General features: G+C 34.9%; 14 protein-coding genes. 13 read left to right on the plus strand and 1 reads right to left on the minus strand.

The window, feature by feature from the left end:
• Positions 1 to 90: 90 nt before the first annotated feature.
• From ACXACQ_RS16660 to ACXACQ_RS16680, 5 genes are all read left to right on the plus strand, one after another.
• The gene (locus ACXACQ_RS16660) at positions 91 to 6,600 is read left to right on the plus strand and encodes a LamG-like jellyroll fold domain-containing protein (RefSeq protein ID WP_474977098.1); all 6,510 of its coding nucleotides are present in this window, start codon (positions 91 to 93) and stop codon (positions 6,598 to 6,600) included.
• Between the two features lie 132 nt (positions 6,601 to 6,732).
• On the plus strand, positions 6,733 to 7,269 hold the full coding sequence (locus ACXACQ_RS16665; protein WP_474977099.1) for a hypothetical protein: 537 nt from the start codon (positions 6,733 to 6,735) through the stop codon (positions 7,267 to 7,269).
• A gap of 213 nt (positions 7,270 to 7,482) precedes the next feature.
• Entirely contained in the window at positions 7,483 to 8,124 is a 642-nt protein-coding gene (locus tag ACXACQ_RS16670; RefSeq protein WP_474977100.1) for a hypothetical protein, read from the plus strand.
• 104 nt (positions 8,125 to 8,228) lie between these two features.
• Positions 8,229 to 8,867 carry an HAD family hydrolase gene (locus ACXACQ_RS16675; protein ID WP_474977101.1) on the plus strand — a complete coding sequence of 213 codons (639 nt, stop codon included), beginning with the start codon at positions 8,229 to 8,231 and terminating at the stop codon, positions 8,865 to 8,867.
• A 163-nt stretch (positions 8,868 to 9,030) separates the two neighbouring features.
• Entirely contained in the window at positions 9,031 to 10,083 is a 1,053-nt protein-coding gene (locus ACXACQ_RS16680; RefSeq protein WP_474977102.1) for a succinylglutamate desuccinylase/aspartoacylase family protein, read from the plus strand.
• Positions 10,084 to 10,135: 52 nt separating this feature from the next.
• Here the strand turns inward: ACXACQ_RS16680 and ACXACQ_RS16685 are convergent, their stop codons facing one another.
• Positions 10,136 to 10,981 (minus strand): helix-turn-helix domain-containing protein, encoded by an 846-nt coding sequence (locus ACXACQ_RS16685; RefSeq protein ID WP_474977103.1) that lies wholly within the window; start codon positions 10,979 to 10,981, stop codon positions 10,136 to 10,138.
• A gap of 126 nt (positions 10,982 to 11,107) precedes the next feature.
• Here ACXACQ_RS16685 and ACXACQ_RS16690 point away from each other — a divergent pair, with 126 nt between their 5' ends.
• The 8 genes from ACXACQ_RS16690 to ACXACQ_RS16725 all read left to right on the plus strand — a co-directional run bounded on the left by ACXACQ_RS16690 (position 11,108) and on the right by ACXACQ_RS16725 (position 21,062).
• Positions 11,108 to 12,022, plus strand: a complete 915-nt coding sequence (locus tag ACXACQ_RS16690; protein ID WP_474977104.1) for an AEC family transporter — start codon at positions 11,108 to 11,110, stop codon at positions 12,020 to 12,022.
• A 402-nt stretch (positions 12,023 to 12,424) separates the two neighbouring features.
• On the plus strand, positions 12,425 to 13,693 hold the full coding sequence (locus tag ACXACQ_RS16695; RefSeq protein WP_474977105.1) for a hypothetical protein: 1,269 nt from the start codon (positions 12,425 to 12,427) through the stop codon (positions 13,691 to 13,693).
• A gap of 137 nt (positions 13,694 to 13,830) precedes the next feature.
• Positions 13,831 to 14,370 (plus strand): SMI1/KNR4 family protein, encoded by a 540-nt coding sequence (locus ACXACQ_RS16700; RefSeq protein WP_474977106.1) that lies wholly within the window; start codon positions 13,831 to 13,833, stop codon positions 14,368 to 14,370.
• A 561-nt stretch (positions 14,371 to 14,931) separates the two neighbouring features.
• The gene (locus tag ACXACQ_RS16705) at positions 14,932 to 15,840 is read left to right on the plus strand and encodes a hypothetical protein (protein WP_474977107.1); all 909 of its coding nucleotides are present in this window, start codon (positions 14,932 to 14,934) and stop codon (positions 15,838 to 15,840) included.
• A gap of 228 nt (positions 15,841 to 16,068) precedes the next feature.
• Positions 16,069 to 16,806 carry an LEM-3-like GIY-YIG domain-containing protein gene (locus tag ACXACQ_RS16710; protein WP_474977108.1) on the plus strand — a complete coding sequence of 246 codons (738 nt, stop codon included), beginning with the start codon at positions 16,069 to 16,071 and terminating at the stop codon, positions 16,804 to 16,806.
• Between the two features lie 182 nt (positions 16,807 to 16,988).
• On the plus strand, positions 16,989 to 17,699 hold the full coding sequence (locus tag ACXACQ_RS16715) for an SIMPL domain-containing protein (protein WP_474977109.1): 711 nt from the start codon (positions 16,989 to 16,991) through the stop codon (positions 17,697 to 17,699).
• 1,229 nt (positions 17,700 to 18,928) lie between these two features.
• Positions 18,929 to 19,873 (plus strand): T9SS type A sorting domain-containing protein, encoded by a 945-nt coding sequence (locus ACXACQ_RS16720; RefSeq protein ID WP_474977110.1) that lies wholly within the window; start codon positions 18,929 to 18,931, stop codon positions 19,871 to 19,873.
• 226 nt (positions 19,874 to 20,099) lie between these two features.
• Entirely contained in the window at positions 20,100 to 21,062 is a 963-nt protein-coding gene (locus ACXACQ_RS16725) for a DUF3887 domain-containing protein (protein WP_474977111.1), read from the plus strand.
• Positions 21,063 to 21,270: the final 208 nt, after the last annotated feature.

Here is a 21,270-nt window from a genome sequence, read left to right on the forward strand (position 1 = left end):
CTTTTAGGATGAATTTTTAACTCGCTCACAGCGAGAATGGAAATACTTTGCCTAAACATTAGCATGATTAAGAATTAAAATAATAAAAAAATGAAATTAATAATTACTAGATATATAAGGGTGTGGAGTTCCTTACTGGTATTTATACTGCTTGGCTTTAACGCCAAGGCAGTGGATCCCGGGGTACTGCATATGCTAAAAAATGAGTATAATTCTTATTTCAATCTCGAAGTAGATTTGAATTCGGATTTATTACAGAATGAAAATGTAGGAGCTATAGGGGAGGCTACTATTGAATTTTGGATCAAATCAGCCGAACCCGGTAATGATTGGAGACTAACTGACTTATCTGACAATGGCGAAAACTTTAGCTTATCTATGCACGATGAGCATTTTCTAAAGCTGAAAGCCAAAGATCAATCGTACACTATTGATTTGTCAGCAGAAGTTAGTGCAGGCACATGGCATCATGTGGCCTTGGCCATTTCCGATAATGCTTCAGAAGCTAAAGTCATAATCAACGGTAAAGAATATGGGGTCTATGAGGTTAATCTCAATGATTTGGTAATTAGAAGTCTTTATTTCTACAAGAAGAAGGAGGCAGAAATATTTTTAACTGAAATAAGATTATGGTCTTCGAGCAGAGATGCCATGGACGTGAGTATGGACCGTTGGCAAACTTACGTAAGAAAAGGCAATTTGGAGACGCAAAAACAATCTGGTTTAATTAGCTTATTGGCGGATACTAATATCGATTCCCCTTTTGAACACGTGCAATTGCCAGGATTAACTAATGTTAAGTGGAATAATTACATTGGAGCGAATCATATAGCCAGTGGGGTAAGCAAGTATAAAAACACCACATTGTTGGAAATAAGCCAAGACGCAAGCCATCCTATTTTAAATAACAACATTATATTTTTAACGGCTAGCAAAGGTAAAGACATTACAGATCCAGAATCTAAAATTGATTTGAGATGGAATCATGTGAAAGACGTTAATGGCTATGAAATTAACCGAACAGACATAACTACAGGTCAAGTAATTAAAAGAACTGTGAGCTATGCTGGCAACCCTGAACTGACTTATCATGATGCAACGGCTATTCCAGGAAGGCTATATGAATATAAAATAGTGGCTAATGACATTGATAATATTATTTCTGGTGTAGATCAAGGCTATGTATATTACAATGGAAGTATCGAGGGAAGAATCAACTCACAAGTGGGCAATAAACCCATACAAGATGTAGAGGTTACCACAACACCACAATGGAAGCAAGGTGCAGCTTTAAAATTTAATGACAGCAATCAGCAAATTACGGTAAACAACGTAGCTGTTTTTCGTAAAAACGCTGATTATACTATTAGTTTCTGGTATAAAGGGAGCTTGAGTACAGGCGTTAATGGCATATATCAATTAGGCGATAGTAAGATAGAGGCCAATGGTAATCAAATGCAAGTTGTTATAGGAAATGAAGTAAGGCTAACCAATACCATTCCTGATAATAAATGGCACCACTATGCAATTGTATTTGCTGCTGAAGGCTCCATGTTTATTGATGGTGCATTAGCTGAAAATAATTCTCAAGCAAACCTATTAAACATTCCGGCTAATAATGTTTATTCATTTCAAATCAATTATAACACCGCCAACGAATATGAACTAGATGAATTCCGTGCATGGGACTGGAATTTAGAGCAGGCAGCGAGCCGCTTACCTTGGTTTTACAATAGCTATTTAGCAGGTGACGAAACTGATTTGATGCTCAACTACAGGTTTGACTTAAAAGGAACTTCAAAAATATATAACCTGAGCGAAAAATGGAGAGCGGATTATTATACTGGTTATGCGAAAAATGACCTCACCTACAACTCAACTACTATAGAGCAAATAGATTTAGTTTATAAAGCTAAAACTAACATGAATGGAGACTATTTTATAAACAACATAGCTTATGACACACAAGATCAATCCACTTTTCATATTATACCATTTAAAGATATAGAAGGGTATCCAGATCTACAGCATCAGTTTGATCCGGGTGTTTATACCATAAACCTAAAGTATGACACTGATTCAAAAGAAAAATATCAAAAAATTCAAAATTTCATTGATATTTCACAAATGCCAATTTCCGGATTATTCTATTATTACGAGCCTTCAGAATCCAATGAAAAAATACCGGCTCCAATGGGTATTACTATGATGGTAGATGGAGTGCCACAATCAGAAGAAGAAGCCTTGAGTGATATCAATGGCAACTACCTTATATATTCAGCTCTTGGTAACAAAACATTTAAGGTGAGCAATCCTAATGTATTGACCTATACTACCGGAGCTCAATCTTTACAATTTAGCGGATCATCTTATGCAAAACTTGATAAAATCCCTAATCATGATAAAAATGAAGGTACTTGGACAGGCTTTATAAAAAAATCGAATAACGGTAGTTTGGAACAAACTATTCTCAATATTGGTAATGGTTTAGAATTAAAGATTAAGAATAACACTCACTTAGTCTTGACTAATTTGGTTGAAAATGAAGATTTAATTTTTATTGACAATGCTTTAAACACATCAGATTGGATGTTTTTTGGGTTAACCTATCAGGCAGGGATATTAACGTTGCAGGTAGGGAATAATGAACAAAAAACAGCCTCCGCATATACTTACTTACCCAACCCTAATTTATATGTAGGTGCCAAAGTCGAAAATGACTCTTTATTAACGCCTTTCAACGGATATTTAGATCAATTAGAATACAGAGATACGGTATATGCTAACGATGATATCATAAAAATTAAAAGTGGTAAAATATCACCTCTAGATGCAAAGCATTTAAAATTATCTTATAGCTTTTCAGGTAATGACAGTACGTTTAGGGCCATAAGTAGTGCTCCTAATTCACATAATACAGTACTTAATTTATATGGAGCTTTAAAAACGCAGTTTGAATCAGTTAACTATCAGAAATCTTACAAAACCAATTATGTTCCTGCCAATGAAGATGAAAAATTGGCTGCAGACATTGTAGATGAATCATATACTACAGAAGTACTGAGTCCAAAATCTGAACTTGATTTTGAAATCACAAATAGATACAGCTTCACCGGCTATATTGAAACTCCATGTGGTTATGGAGCAGGAGAGTGGTCCGGTAGCATCAAACGAACCGACTTACCTGTGGGGTATACCTTTGAAAAACAGATTACCAAAGCAAATTTCAATGAAGATAATACCGTTTTTGGTGTGGATGGTTTAGTTCCAGGATATTATAAAGTAAAGCTTGTCAATCAGGACAATGGTCGTGTATTAGAAAATTTCAAGACCATAAAAATAGATTCAGCCTCATTTCTTTATGAATTTGATTGGAAGAATCCGGTGGCTGGCGCGACCTCTATTTATGCCATATCTCAATCTGGCAAATATGATTCATTAATTACTCCATTATGTAATGGTGTTTATGCACTAGAAAGTGGTGTATCATATGAAATGGAAATAAAATCATTTGAATTATACGGCCAAGATACATGTATGATTAATCAAATAGAATATACGGCTAGTGGTGATTTAGCCCAGGCTGATGAATATTCAGGAGAAATTAATGAAGGCGGAAAGACCCGTATGATATTTACTGCAGGCACGCCTAATTATAGTGCTCCAGCTACTCCGAGAAAATTAACATTAACGCTGACAAGAACAGGTGGAATTGTAGAACAATTCAATGCCGAAATTAAAGCTTACATTACTGGTAGTGAAATGACTAGCCCTAACTTCACGATTGTAAACCCTGATGTAATGACTGTTTTACATGATCCTCCAGGAGACAATAGTTATATTACCTTAAATTCAGGAACTACAATTAGCAGAACTATTAAACACTCCATCAATAGTGAAGTGAGCTCAAACTTCGGATTAGAATTTGGAAATGAGTATAACAATTCTGTGTTGATAGGCGGCTTTGTAGGCGGGGTTATTAATCAATTGCTCAAATCGAGAATTTCTGTCACTACTTCAGCTTCTGTTAATCACGCAGAAGGAGGTGATTGGACCACAACTCATAGTTCTACTATTAAAAACTCTATCACTACTAATGCAGCTCAAGATATAGTAGGTGAAGATGCTGATGTATTTATCGGTAGAGGGCAGATTATGACTATTGGGCAAGGAAGAAAAATAGTGATTCAAGCATGTACTCCTATACTAGAAAATAATAGAGATGTGGTTAAGTTTGACTATACCACACCATTTTACTATACCGCTGCAGGCATTAAGGGTGTGCTACAAAACCAGTTAAAAATCATTGTAGAAGATCCTAATTCGTCAGCGGAGCAAATAGCAGATGCTAATACGGAATACAATAAATGGTTATCTATTCTTACAGAAAATATAGATAGAATTAACAATATTGACGAGGCTGCTTCATTTACGGATTCCTTCTTTACTGGTCACGAGGAGATAGATGATCCAGAAAAATTTACTATCTCGGGAGATGATGAATTTTCATTTGGAGGAAAGGTTAATATTCAACTGGATGTAAATACTACTGAAAACCAAGGAAATACTTATAACAACTCCACCAAAATTGGTAGTGGTTATGCATCTAGCTCAAATGTAGCCGCAGTTGGATTCCTTGCAAAATTAACTTCATCAGTAAATCTTTCTGTTGAACATACTTACAGCAATGCTTACCAAGATGAAAAAGTAAAAGGATATACCATCAACTTGTTAGACGATGAAGTATATGACCACTTTTCTGTCGCTTGGAAAGCCGACCCTAAGTACGGCACGCCCATGTTCAAAACATTTGCAGGCCAATCTAAATGCCCATACGAATCAGGTACAGAAAATAGGGAAGGACTGGAAATGATTGCATTAGGGGCAACAGATCAAACTGCTGCTGTAGGAGAACAAATTGATTATCAACTAAAATTAACCAATACTCAACTTGCCATAGATAATCAGAAAAAGTCTTATGTTTTAAGTGTTGATAATGCTTCAAATAATGGCGTGACAGTTTTATTCAACGGAAATCCTTTTATCAATAGTCAAACTTTTACAATGCACAAAGATAGTGCTGCCACACCTGTAATAAGCATAATTTCCGATCACAGCACCGAAGAGGAAGTGATATTGAAATTTATGTCGGCTTGTGAAGCAGATGGGGGATCTTTACTTTTTAGTATGGATAAACTGAGCAATGCGAAGCTGTTTGCATCGGTTAATCTTAAGGCAAGGTTTGTTGCTCCTTGTGTAGAAGCTATAACAGTAGCTGCACCAGTCAACAACCATGTGATTATTAAAGGGGCTCATAATATTATTCCTTTCAGGTTCAAGGTGGTTAATCCTGTAGAAGGACTTACAGGTTTGAAAGTAGAATATATTGTAGAAGGTAGCAGCGAAATCCAGTCACTTCCTCCTGGTATAACCTTAGATGACGAACATAAAGATGTTCAGGGTTTTTACAACTATAACATTAACGTGGCTGCGTTACAAGATAAAACCAACTACCAATTCAGGATTACACCAGCGTGTACATCAGGTACAAGTGATTGGGGAAAAGATAAAACACCTAGTGAATGGATTAACATTAGAATAGATAAAGAATTACCAACCATTACAGGAGTTAATCCTGCCAATAATACGGAGTGGAAAACAGGCAACAGTATCATAGTGAATTACAATAAGGTATTAAGTACTGTTGTCCCCAATAATATAACCTTAGATATGGTTAAGAATGATGAAGCTACACCCAATATTCCTAAACATATTACAGTTAGTGATAGGCAGTTGGTAATAACTCCTACTTACACTGATAAGGATTTGGAAGGTGGTATGATTACGGTAAACATTCCTAAAGGAGAAATAAAAGACATCTATGGCAATGGAGCTGAAGCATTTACATGGAGCTTCCTGGTAAATAAAAATCCTGTTACTTGGGAAAGTGCTAATATTCAGAAAACTGCCCCATTAGGCACAGATATTAACTTCAGCTTAGGCATAAGGAATGATGGAGTGCTTCAAAGCTCTTACAAATTAGTAGATTTCCCTATTTGGCTAAGCGCTACCAACAAGGAGATAGATCATGATTATAGCTTATATGGCAGCGGATATCGCGATCAAGTTAATTTTGTAATATCTAACTTAAATACTGAAGGCATCTACAATCATATAGTGCAGGCTGAAACTCCAAATGGAATAGAATCTTTTAGACTTGAAGTCACCGTAACGAGTCAAAATATTATGGCTAAGGTATCTGAAGTCAATGATGGTTTTGTTGCTGTGCCTAATGATCTACAACTAGAGCATGTTGAAGCCGAAATAGGAGAGGAGAGCATAGCAACTCAAATCAATTGTTATCCCAACCCATTCAAAGGTTCTACTACTATAGCATACCAGCTTACCAAGTCGGCAGATGTACACCTTATGATTTTTGATATGATGGGCAGACAAGTGAAATCACTAGTTCACGATCAACAAACAGAAGGTAATTACGAATATGTTTGGGAAAGAAGTACTAATACTGAACCTGGTGTATACCTCATTAAGCTTATGATTAATGATAAAATAATACATCATAGAGTATTGGCAGAATAGTTATTTTAATCTATTGTAATCTTTAATTAAAGCACCTTAGCACACCTAAGGTGCTTTTTTATTCAAAATCCGTATAATTATTTAGTAGAATAATTTAAAATATGCATCTTTATTTGTTCAAAGGATAAAACAATGGTTCAAATTCTTACCAGAAGAGTGGTACTTGGGTGTATATGCACTCTATTATTTCTAACCAACAGCTTAAAGGGTTTTGCACAAGAGTATACTAACGAAATTTATGCCGGAGCAAGCTTCACTGACTTCGTACACATGGGGTTTAAGAAAAAACTTAAAGTCAATGCAGTGGGCCTGCAAGTAGGATATTTTAAAGATGATATATCTGACATATATACCTTGGCTATAACAAACGAGTTTACACTTAGCACATCAAAAAAATATGAAGGTGAGCCATGCTGGTACGTCAAGCAACAGCTTACTTACAACAAAGAAAAAAACACAGAAAATTACTGGGATAGATATTTTTTGGAATTATATGCAGGAAGAAACATACACCTCTCAAAAAGATTTGGCTTCCGGTTCGAGACAGGTCTCTGGTTCACTGTATCGGAAAGCAAAAATCGAAAATCGCTACATAAAAATAGTGACGATTCATCAGGTTATCCCATTGTATTCCCCAACCTAAGGATACAATTGTTTACCAGATTTTAAATGTGCTTAAACTATTCAATACCTGACTGTATGCAAAGTGTTTTTGACTTCAATACCCTAAACCATTGCTGCGAACTAAAACTTTAGGGTTTAAAGCTTCATGCATCAGCTTACTGTCTAATTTTTTTGCAAAAAAATATATCAGCAGAACCATTCACTTACTATTATTCATATATTAACATAAATACTACGATTAAACCCTATTACAATAAGATGAATAAAATAGAGATTTTAAGCTGTCACCAAAATTATAATAATGCTAAGGCCAAATACATGGCTCAAATTGAGGATTTTGATGAAGGTGATGATGATGACACCAATGAAGTGATAAAGGCTCATTTGAAGAAAATGGTTGATTTAATTGATTCAATGGCCATCACAGATGACGCTGAAATTCAAATTAATGATGCTTGTAACGAACTTAACGACTTATTGAATGGAAAAGCTCCGATACAATCACTAGTTTTTCATTTTAATGCTGTAGAGGGTGAAATTCAATTCAGCACTTACGGATCTCTAGACCTTAATAAGCTGCAACCTACCGAGTTGTCTTTAGGTAATAAAATAGACAATGAAGTGATGGGCCCCATGGGACCTATATCTTTTTGCAACTACTATGAAATATTGGAAGATGCCGTCTATTTTGATGAATTAGAAGAATGCAGTCTTGATGATGAGAATGACTACCTCCGAGAATTATGTGGCCTAAAGGCTTTGGCACTTTTTGAAACTATTTTTTCCTGTATCAATATGCCCAAACGTTTAACACACGCCAGCTTACTTTTTCCATTTTACATCTATATTCAAGAACACGATGGAGGATTTTCCAATAGACTAGACATTATAGAAAACTGATTGGGCATAAATTTTGAATAATTCAACTACACTTTCATCGGTTTAATGAAAAACCTGTAAGCTGACTTTAATATTTTTATATTTTAAATATCTGTCACTTCAATATGCGCACCGAAAGACTTCTAATATTCGATTTGGATAATACTATTTTTGATACTAATTCTATCAGTCATCATCATGTAGCGCCAGTGATAGGTAGTTTCAAGGCTAGTATCAGTTCATTATTTCCTGTTTCGATGGTTGAGAGAATAATTTCAGACGTCTGGATTTACCCTTTTGATCATGTGGCGGAAAAATATGAATTGAAAGACTCTATACGAGCCCAATTCTCTAAGGCAATTAATACCATTGATTACAAGCTTGACATAAGCCCTTACCCAGACTTCAAATTGATTGAGCAAGTAGAATCAGCACGAATTTTGGTTACGACAGGGTTTGAAAAACTTCAGCAAGCAAAGATAAAAGCGCTTGAATTAGAACACCTTTTTGATCAGGTGTATATTGATGAAATTGATAGTCAACATAGGATTTACAAAAAGGGAATTTTCCAAAATATTTTAAAATGCTATAATTTAAGCTCCAATAGCATTTTTATAATTGGTGACAACCCCTATTCAGAATTAAAGGCCGGACATGAGCTTGGCCTTACCACTATACAAGTAGCTAAGAATCAACAACAACAGTCAGCTTACGCCACACACTATATTAAGGGGTACGATGAATTAGTTAAAATAGTAGAATAATTTAGTACTTCTTGAAGGATTAGATTGCTGAAAATCATAGACTTGTAGCTCTCTGATGTTATTTAGGCATTTGAATATACAACAGAGAGCACGCAGGGGCACGTGCTATGGTCAGTACCTATGTAATAAGCACCCGCTTAAAGTCCATTAGTCAAAAAATAATATGGGAGTATCCAAATTCTATTTATCGCTAGCGCTATTATTAACCACCACTTTGGTAGAAGCGCAAAATACATTTAAATCCAATTTTCTCAATTTAGAACAATCTTCTAAAGCCCAAATGAAAATTGATTTTGAAGATAATAATGGCCGCGATGCATTTTTGCCGATATCTATCATCAAAGGTATGTCAGATGGTCCAGTTTTTACTATCATTGCTGGTGTACATGGATATGAGTATCCTCCTATAATGGCAGTACAGGAATTATTACGAGAGATTAAACCAGAAAAACTTAAAGGAACATTGGTCGTAATACCGATTGCTAATACATCGTCATTCTACACCCGCACACCATTTATAAATCCACAAGATCAGAAGAACCTCAACAATGCATTTCCAGGTAAGGCTAATGGTACCATTACAGAACTTATAGCTAATTATATAACCACCAACATCATCCCTGTAAGTGATGTTTTTCTTGATGTGCATGGTGGAGATGCCTGTGAAGATTTGTTACCTTTCGTGTGCTATTATGACAACAAGAAACATAAGGAACAGACTGCTTTAGCAAAAAGCCTATCTATAAATAGCGGTTTTCAATACGTAATTTCTTACCCTTACACCATTGCCGATACCGAACCAGCCAAATATGCATTTAAACAGGCTGTACAAGATGGAAAAACCGCATTGAGTATCGAGTGCGGTAAACTAGGAAATGTACAACCAGAAAATGTTACCTTGATTAAAGAAGGCATTTACAATATGCTTGACAATATGCAAATGTATGAAGGTAAAAAAGGCCCTCATTCGGATATTGTATACCATAACAATCAAGCTTACATTAAGGCCACAGTGAGCGGTATTTTTTATAGCAACTACAAGGCTGGGGACCATGTAAAAAAAGGAGATACTGTAGGCTATACTACCGATGAGTTTGGAGAAGTGCTAGAAAAATACACAGCCCCGATAGACGGCATTATACTTTATAAACTGGGGACTCCACCAATCACTTTGGACGATACTGTAATGTGCATTAGCACCCTGGAAGGCAGTTAAAACAATAATTTAAAGAAATTAAAGCATAGGGAGAGAAAGCTGGTTTTAGTGTTTATTTGCTGTTATTCATCTTTATATATTGCGTAGCCGTAATGCCTCTTTTGTTTTTGTAAAAGTGAGAAAAATGACTCTCATCATTAAAACCAAACTCATCAGCAATCTCTTTAATTGAAATCCGGCCTGACGCCAGCCTTTGTTCGATGAGCTTTATACGGTATTCATTAATGTAGTCTCTGAAAGAAATATTAAACTTCCTTTTAAAATAGGAACTAAAATAAGCAGGCGAAATATTAAATTGACTGGCCACATTGGCCACTTTTATGTTTTTCGGATTATAGATATGCTGATGGATGTACGCGGTTAATTTTTCCTTTGCCGGCAGGTTATGATTAATGTTTATTAGCATTTTACTCATTGTCTCTTTGATCATACCAAAAATGGAAAGGATTTGGTAAAATACTATGGGCGAAGAAGCTGCATCATTACTTTTTTGATAGAGCAAAATGTTATCGATAGTAGTCCGTAGAATAGTTCTCACCTCTGGATTAAACTTTAAAATCGTTTCGTTTAAGCTCTTATTATTCATTATACTTTCTGGGCTGAAACCCATATGGCTATAATAGTTCCTTTGCTCAGCATCATTAAAATAGCTGTCTGTAAATTTTATGGCTATTATTTTAGTTTTTGTGTCGGGCTCAAAATGATGTGTATCTTCCTGAGATATAATAAGTAAGTCTCCTGAGTTATAAGGTAAACTCGTTTTATTCAACAAATGCGTACCACTACCTTGATATATAAATGCTAATTCATAATAATTCTGACTATGATATTGCTGTGGTAACTCACTATCATCCAACTCCTGAATATTAAGCCTGTAAAACTGATTTAATTTAAGCATTGTCAAGTAGAATAAAATTTGACATAAATATACAAGTCATTGCTATTTTTATACAATCTATACCACCTCTTATCAAGTTAATTTTGTAGCTAAATATTAAGCTTACCACATTAGCTTCTCTTAACAATGATAAATTTTATACTTATTGCATTCAGCATAACCGCTGGGGTTATTTTTCGATATGCCAACCTTATCCCCAAAGACGCACACAAAAGTATTAACACCTGGGTGCTCTACCTTGCACTACCCGCTGTATCATTTAAGTATATACCTAAAATTCAGTGGAGCACAGAAATGTTGTTTCCAGCTATATCTACTATTATAGTATGGCTAGGCAGCTGGATTTTTATGGAGGTTTATTGTAGATACAAAAAATACAGCCAGCGATCTCGAAGCACATTAGAAATAGCCAGTGGCTTCAGCAATACATCATTCATTGGCTTTCCTTTGATAATGGCCTACTATAGCGAAAAGGATTTGAGTATAGCCATCATCTGTGATCAGGTCCTCTTTGTGCTATTGTCTACGGCTGGCATTGTATGCGCTGTAAAAGGAAATCGCTCAGAAACGGAGGGAGTCAAAGCTTCAGTTATTTTTAAACGGTTAATAAGCTTTCCTCCATTAATAGGTTGCGTATCAGCATTAATATTATCTTTTGTAATTGATTTGAGCGCAGCCGAAATATTTTTTGACAAACTAGTAGCTACAGTAGGACCATTAGCTTTATTTTCTGTTGGCTTACAATTAAAATTTAAAGGCTGGCAGCAGCAGATTTATCAAATATCTATGGCCACGGTGTATAAACTCATTTTGGCTCCTGCATTGGTGTTGCTCGCAGCGCTATTATTTAATGTACACGGTCAGGCTGCCCGCATTAGTGTGTTTGAGGCTGCAATGCCTACACTAATTACTGGTAGCCTTATTGCCGAGCAATTTAGGTTAAATTCCAGACTTATTAACCTCATTATTGGGGTAGACATTGTTATAGGATTTTTTACCACCGGCATATGGTCATACGCCATGGAGGTGATTAATTTATAACTAATGGCGCAATTTCACAGCCTAGACAACCCAATTTAAAGAGTAAAATCTATAGTTTATTGGTTTTCGCCCCTTCATAAGGTTTGAAAATAGTGTTATGGCAAGATAAAGCTGGTATTAAACAAAATAATTTGTATTGTCTAAATACAGAGAAAGCTATAATAAACACAAATAATTATTAGATTAAGCAATGCTATGCATAGATATATCTCAGACCTATCATTTTAAAATGATATACCACTAATTTATTCCATCACTTTAGATAAAATATAGTTTAACTCATTTATATTAGTGACAAATACATGATAAAGTAATATTTTTACTGAACTTAATCTTATATGAAGTAAAATGCAATGCATAAACAGCTAAAAATAAGTGCATTGCTTATAATTGAATTGAAATATGGAATTAAATTTTTCAAAGGAAGATCAAGACAAAGCTAACCTAAAGGAGGAGTGGAATAGACTGGGAAGTCAGTATGCTAACAAGATCAATGAAATGGTCGAGTTTGGAGAAAAAAATGGTTGGGAGAATTGGGAAGGAGAAGAGCCTGAAGACAACAGAGATCATTTAACAGATGAAGTCATCAATCTGCTAAAGGAGGCAAACAAAAATGATTCAATCGAAGAGTTTAGAAATGATTATCCACCAGCACATACTCCTTTAATAAAGATTTTTAAAGCTAAAGGTCAAAGTATTGAACAACTGCATTTTGTTGAAAACGATAAGATAATATTTTTTACTGGGGCGGCTTATCAGAAAAGACAAGCCTATGTGCTCAACGGCAAAAAAATAATTGAACTAGATCCGTCAATTAAAGCCATTGGCAAGTCTAAGAGGAATAATGTCTTTGCCATAGCGTCCAATAATCAAATTGTAACAACGCAAGGATGGGAAGGGAGTATCATTCAAACATTTGAGTTATCAGAAACTAAAGGATTAAAAATAACAAGCCTGATACCTTTTAATGATGGGCTTAGGATTCTTTTAACCACTTCTGAAGGTATATATATTATATCCAACAAAGATGAAAAGATGGTTCACCCTGTGCCTGATTTAGAAGATGACGAATTGACTTCTTATATAGATATGGAGAACGCTACAATCTCTAATTCTAATGAATATATAGTTGTAGGAGATCAATGTGCCGACCATAGAATTTTGAATCAAAATGGAGAAGAAATCGGAGAAATTGGCCCCCAATCTTCTTACCCGCATTTTTGTCTTTTCTCAGCAGATGATAAGCAGTTAATTACTAACTCTTGCCATTTTTATAACGGCATGACCATTGGGGTATCAACAGAAAACTTAGATGGTTTAAAGGTTGAAGCTTATGAAGAAAGTGACAACTATAAGGTCATTGATGATGGCATGCGGGTGTATGCAGGATTATCTACCAAAGACTTATACATACTAGGAGATGCTTACGGATATATCAGAGCTTTCAACCAACAAGGGCAGTATGTATGGAGACATTTTCTTGGCTCTACAATAGGCGGTATGGCCATTTCTGATGATGAACAGACATTATGGGTAGGTTCATGCACTGGTATGGTTCATAAATTACGATTAGGAAAAGGACATAGAGACAGCCATACAATTGGAAATGGAAATCATTATGAAGAGTTTAGGTTGATCTTATGGAAAGATGAACCAATAATGATGTGGTAAAAAAATGAGTAGCCCGTACCGCTTCGCATTGAATCAACGCGGGCTCCTCACAGCAAGTAGGGTAGGAGATCTTAATAAGCAGTTAATTGAAGCTTAGAAATTACCAATACGTATAAATGACTAGCTTGCATTAAAAGATGGAAAAAATCATTGACAAATACCTACAAGAACTAATAGATGCCGAGTTAAATAAGCTTCCATGTCATATAGTGTTAGATATGGCAGACCCTAACCAAGATGAAAACGAAGAATGGCAAACATGGAATCCAATTAAAAGTCAGGCTACTGATGAGCAAATTAATGAGTTTGAGTCACGGCTAGGTCACATGCTTCCCGAATCTTACAAGAGATTTTTAAAGTACAAACATTTCTACGAACTACAAATTGATGAATGTTCATTTTGCGAACACCCCTCAGGAATTTGGAGAGCGTCTTTGTCCGAAATGATTTTTGATGGATATCCTCGTGAGTTTTTAATAGATAAAGGCAAGATACCATTTGCCCATTGGAGTGACTGGGGATTACTATGTTTCGATACTACCACTGACCACAAAGGCTTTGACTATGCCATAGTTTTATGGGATCATGAGATGCACAGCCATTTCGAGCCAAAGTATATTAATTTTGAAACTATGATCTTTGAATTGGATAGAGAAGCAGAGCAAAACGCAAATTGACAAGGTGTAGGATTACTATACTGTAGTAAAATCTTTTCTGATCAGCTGAACAACTATAATTAATGGAAGCACTTTTCCATTTCATATTCGAACTTATAAAGATCTCCATTTTGGGGACTATCTATGCAACCTTTATTTTTGGTATTTCTTTGATACTAGGTAAGCTTAAGCCTAAAAGTTGCTTTTTTAGATTATCGAAGAAGAAGTTTAAATTGTGGTTTTTAAGCGGTTTACTTATTTCAATAGTATTTTTTGTACAAACTAGAAACAAAAATGTTGATAAACATTATTTGACAATCACCAAACATTTGTAAATAACTTGAACGATCTTAAATAATTACTGATTCTGCTACACCAAATAATAAGTGAATATTATACGTATAATATCCGCATAATATACCGCTAAATTAAATCACTCATTTAGAGTAATATATGGTTTAATCAATTTAAAGTTGATTACTCTGCATTATAAAATAATATTTTTACTTAACTTAATTTTATTATAGATGTATAAGGGACATAAATGTTCCCTTACACGCATGTTGTAAACCATTAAGAAGAATGAGTTTTTTAAAGAAGATATTTTCAGGAAGTTCAGATTCGGCTTCTAAAAGACAGTACCTAGCTGGATGGGAAGTCCAATTAGATGGACAAGAGCATTACACTAGCTTTATCAAAACACAGTTAGTAGACAAAAGAACTGCTGAAAACCTCGGTACTTACATTGAGTTAAATTTCGACTCAGAAAATCTTTTATCTAATGCAAAATTATATTCAGAAGGTGTTCAAGAAACTTCTGGGCATTTGTTTGACAACTTGAAAATCAATGAAGCTATAGACAAGTTGAAATATGAAAATTTAACACCTAATGACTTGTATGACTATCAAGAGTCAAATAGTGGTCTAAATTACTTAGGAGGTGAAATTCCAAGTGACTTTAAAATCCCTGAAAACAAATGTCCTGGTTCATTTCAATATCTTGGTAAATTAAGTCAACAGGATCAAGCATTCACTTGGCTACCATTTGATCTACACTTAATCTGCCCGATTTATCTTGACATAGATAAAGTTTGGATTGACTATAAAGATCCATTAAACCCAAAGATTCTTAATCAAGAAGAAATAGATTCAACTGGAACTGCATATGATGATCTCAAGTCTGATTCATTCATAATCTTTGAACAAAAAAAGTTTAAGACTAATAAATCTTCTGAATATGGAATAACAGGTGTGCCAAATTGGATTCAATATCCAGATATTCCTCTATGTCCTGAATCTAAAAGAACAATGAGATTCCTTTGTCAAATTGGAGACTATATAGATGTGAAAGTATCAAAAACCAATGTTCATCCAGAAGATGATTGGTACAAGCAATATTTTGAACAAATGAATTTTTGGAGTGATGGTGACTTATTTGTTTTTTTCGAACCAGAAACTAAAATCGCTTGCTATTTCATTCAAAACACATAAAAAAGACGGTTTACTACACGCTGTATATTTCATGGCTGGTTAGTGGTTTTCGAGGCTTTGGTTCTTCGAAGAAACCCCGTCAATCAGCAAGATTGACTAGCTTCGGAAGACAAATTTAGCGAGTCAATCTTGCTGATTGACTCCGTGGTAAACCGAAATTTCACTACCTTGAATTCAGCCACGAAAACATACAGTAATCGTTAGGGGGCATGACTGCAACTGAAAGATATGAATCAACTTACTGAATTCCCGCAAGAAGTAATTCAAGAAATTAAGTATTACGTTTATCGGTTAATAGATCCCAGAAACGGAGAAACCTTTTATGTAGGAAAGGGCAAAGGAAACAGGGTTTTCCAACACATGAAGGGGGCTTTAGCTGCTAATGAAAAGGACGAACTTGAGGATAAACTTCAAACGATACGAGAAATTCACAACGCTGGACTTGATGTAATCCACGTAATCCACAGACATGGAATGGATGAAAGCGTGGCGTTACAAGTTGAAGCTGCCCTTATTGATGCATACCCAGAGGTGAACAACATCCAAGGAGGAACGGGAAGTAACGAATACGGACCAATGAACGCCCTTGAAATTGTGAATAAATATGCTGCAGAAGAAGCGATATTCGAACATAAAATATTAATGATTACGGTAAACAAGAGTGTTACTCAAAAAGGGATCTACGATGCTACCAGATTTGCATGGAAACTTGGAACAAAAAAGTTAAAGAAGATAGAGTATGTTGTTGCTGTTGTTCAGGGAATCATTATTGAAGTATTCAAACCATCTAAATGGATGGAGGCAACTATTGAAAACTTCCCTGAATTCCATGTCGATAGAGAAGGTAGAACTGGCTTTGTCGGAACTCTGGCTGAACAGCACATTCGAGAACTTTATATTCGAAAAAGGGTTCCACCTAAATATAGAAAGAGAGGAGCTGCGAATCCAATTAAATACACTTTCTAAACGCCCCCTAACATTTGCTATGAACGGATGGAGTTTTATCTGTCAGGATAATCTGTGGGGTATTGGAAAGTCCAGCACAAATTTTAATTTTGAAATAAAATCGGGGCTATTTGCGGTACGAGAGATTAGTGCTTTCTAATCGCCTATTTTTCATATACTAACCGTTGTACATCCTTAAAACCATGAAAAAGATACTACTGATAACCATCATATCAGCTTTCCAACTCGTCTCTTTCGGACAGTCAAAGAATTTCATCGATCAACCTTATATCGAAACAAACGCGAAGGTCGATACTTTGGTAACACCAGATGAAATCTATCTAACGATATCACTTACAGAAAAGGATACCAAAGGAAAGGTGTCAATTGAGGAGCTTGAAGCAAAAATGGAAAATACCCTACAACAATTAGGCATAAACACCAAAAAGGATTTAACCCTCAACGATCTTGCTAGCAACTTCAAAAAATACTTCCTGAAAGACCAAGACATTCAAAAATTCAAAACTTATACACTCATGGTTCATGATGCGGTAACGGCAGGGAGAGTCATTGTCGAACTTGAGAACATTGAAATATCGAATGTTTTGTTGGACAGAACTGAATATTCGAGAATCGAAGACTTAGTGTTAAACCTAAAATCAAGAGCAGTTGCAAAAGCCAGGAAACAAGCTGAATATTTAGTTGAACCGCTGAATCAGAAAGTAGGTATGGCAATTCACATTACTGATGAATCGAACAACTACATAGTTGGTCAACTTCAAGGTAGAGTAACAGGAATTGTAATGCACGGCTATTCTTCAATGAAAAGTAAAGAATTCAAACCAGCCGACATTGAATTCCAGAAAATCAATGTGGAGAGTAATGTATCTGTCGTATTCAAACTTGAAGAATAAGGGAGTACAACAAGTTCTAGCAGCCATGTACCGCAGTGCTTTTCTGCGAGATTTGTGCAATTTGATTCACTCAAAACCCATTTTGGAAAGTGATAAAATTTTAGTTCTGTTACAGTTTTGATTGACGATGTATGCAGCGCAGTTCTTCGTAAATTTTATTGTACCGGTTGGGTAATTCACTATTTTAATGGTAATAGGCTCGGTTCAAGTACTCATCTGCTAGCCAGACGTTAGCGATAAAAATGGAGAACATAGATACAAACCCGATTCGTTTTTGAGCTCTTTTTTCATTAAGGCTGGATTTTCTTTAATAGAGATTGTACAAAAAATTAATCAGATTCTAGGTGATCGATGTTAAAGAAGTTAGATGCATGTTACTATGAAATGTTTCCAGCCTACTCAGGAGCAACTATGAACACTCAAATTGCCTTCTAGGAATTCCAGCAGAGGAATGAGTGGATATATTTTAATAAAAAGACATGAAATCTTATCGAAGAATATTATTTGTATGTTCAGCAAACAAACAGCGCTCAAAACAGCGGATGCCTATTTTTCTGCTAAATATCATTTGAGTAAATATCAATTTGCTTCAGCCACTGGGTTATGACAACACAGGGAGGTTATTACAAATCGACAGAAAAAGAACTTTGCAATTACTGTTTTAAAAGGAATACAGAAAAATATTGTAAAAAATATAATATCCCGAACGGAGAATAAAACGCCAGCCACAACAACAGCTGTAAATAATTGCCGGCTTAAGCAACACCAAGTAATAAGTGCATATTAAGCGTATAATATATCGCTAATTATATGCCTAATTTACAGCGACATATGATTTCAGTAATTTTAAACCTACCCAAATACACTATAAATTTATATATTTACTCAACTTAATTTTATCATTGATGTATAAGGGATATAAATATTTCCTTATACGGGTATTACCTGCAACCTAAAAAAGCATACCAATGAAAAGCACAACTATCTTCACTGCAACAGTTTTATTTATGACAATCATTGGATGTAACCAAACTAAAAACAAATCGCTGTTAGAAACCTGGTAGTGTGGTTAAAATAGCATCTTGAACTAAAAAATGCCAAGTATACATTCACAAAAGAAGAGTGAATTAAAAAATAAAGTTCTTTTTAAAGTGTAGCACTTCTTCAACTTTATTAAGAGTTGACCTAATTAATAAAACCTTTTTTTTCGCCTAAAATTAAATTTAATCATGATACTAAGAACCATTCTTTTAGTAGCTTCTGTTCTGTTAAGCTTAAAAAGCTCGGCTCAATGTGTGGTGCCAGATGGAGGATTTGATGATTGGACCACATATGATAACGGGGTCCATATATATGATATTCCCAAATATTGGAATGAAAGTCTCGTTAACGTATTTAGCCGGCTAGCGTACGGATATGGTTTTTTTAATAAATACTCTGAATCTGATGCCAATGGATTAGCCCTGCTTGCAAAAAGACAATATTCAAATCGAAATAACGGGTTTATTAGATTTGAATGTAATAGTGTACCTCTAAAATTAAAGGGGCGGTATAAATTTTCAGGATCAAATATTGCTTCAGAGACCGATACACTTATTATAGCGGTACATTTTGCATCTTTACCAGATACCTTAACTAAAATAGAGCTTAATCACACAGATTTACCTAATTTGAATACACGATTATTCAAAACCACTAAACCACAAATAAATTTTGCTGATTTTGAAATTGATTTGAGTACCATTTCTTCAGAGAGTGAGTTTAATTATGTTTCTATACACTTGATGATTCAGGCTGGAATTTATATTAATTCATCAATTGCCACCGCTGTTTTCGATGACTTTGAATTTGTGTATGATGAAAACCAAGGTGAGGAAGAAACCATCACTGGAGTAGAAGAAAGTTATGCTAAGCCATTGTTGATCTACCCTAACCCCGCTAATGATATCTTAAAGGTACAATGCAATAATAAATCTTTAGTAACTAGCTATTCAATCGTTGATCTTACGGGTAAAGTATTAGGTGAAGCAGAGCATATCAGTGAAAATTTCTTAATTATCGCAATCGATGATTTACCATCCGGACAGTATTTTCTTAAACTAATCACGGATAATAAGGAAAATCAAATTTTAAGATTCATTAAAAGTAATGATACTGTTGATGTCGCGCCTTAAGCTGACATCATTCATTATTTATATTTAATTTACAATTGATACAACATTATTAATTTAATATTCTTAAAATTTAATAAAAATATAGCACCAAAATACACATAAGCAATAGCTGATTAAATGCTATTTTGAAACATAAAACTATAAAACCAAGGTCGGTTTAGTGGGCTGGAATCCGCCATTGCTTTTATTAAGAACATTGTCCATAATTGAAGTAAAACGAGAATAAATGAAAAGTATAATTTTGATTTTATTGATATTAATTCCCATTGTTAGTTTCGGACAAGCCGAAAAGGAAGCTTCGAAAAAAGTCTCGGATGAATTTGAGAAATACTTCAATGCCAACGAATATGACAAGGTTTTTGAGTTGTTCTCAGCAGATATGAAAAGTGCTTTACCAATTGAACAAACAACTGATTTTCTAAAAGGGTTGAAAGCCCAAGCGGGAAAAATTCAGAAAAAAGAATTTGTAAAATACCAACAGACTTATGCCTCATACAAGACAACCTTTGAACGAGCAGTTTTTGCGGTAAATATTTCCTTAGACAATAATGCAGAAATCAATGGTCTTTTGGTAAAACCATTTAAAGAAGACAACCTTCCCAAACTTGAAAGAAATGTAACTAAACTAATTTTGCCTTTTAATGGAGAATGGACAGTATTTTGGGGCGGAGATACAAAAAAATTGAACTATCACATAGAAAGCGAAGCTCAAAAAAACGCATTCGATATTGTCATTACAGACAAAAATGGAAAAACCTATAAAACAGACGGAAAAACTAACGAAGATTATTATGCTTTTGGAAAAGAATTGATTGCACCTTGCGATTCAGAAGTGGCTTTGGTAGTTGACGGAGTAAAGGATAACACTCCTGGCGAACTAAACCCAATTTATGTTCTTGGAAATACGGTAGTGCTTAAAACAGCCAACAATGAATATTTGTTTTTCGCACATATTAAACAAAATTCTATTGTTGTAAAGCAAGGGCAAAAAGTAAAACAAGGAGAATTATTAGGGCTATGTGGAAATTCTGGAAATTCATCAGAAGCTCATTTACATTTTCACATTCAAAACGTGGAAGATATAAACAAGGCTACTGGAGTAAAATGTTATTTTGACGAAATAATTGTAGATGGAGGATTGAAAAAAGACTATTCGCCAATAAAAGGAGAAAAAATCAAAAACGAATAAAAGCTACTGGCAAAAAAGCTCTAAGCAATTTCAGGTTCTCGTCTAGTTCTGAAAATCTGTGAGGATTTTTAGTTTGGAGTGTATTGTAAAAGTTGAGTAACACTATTTGTAGACCTGACTTTTATGTTTTGATGGTAGTTCTAAGGATTGAGTTACCGCCATGATGGGCATGGTGGCATAATTGCCAATAGTTTTTGTTAAGGCTAAA

Source organism: Fulvivirga sp. AWR4_260 (assembly GCF_056158185.1).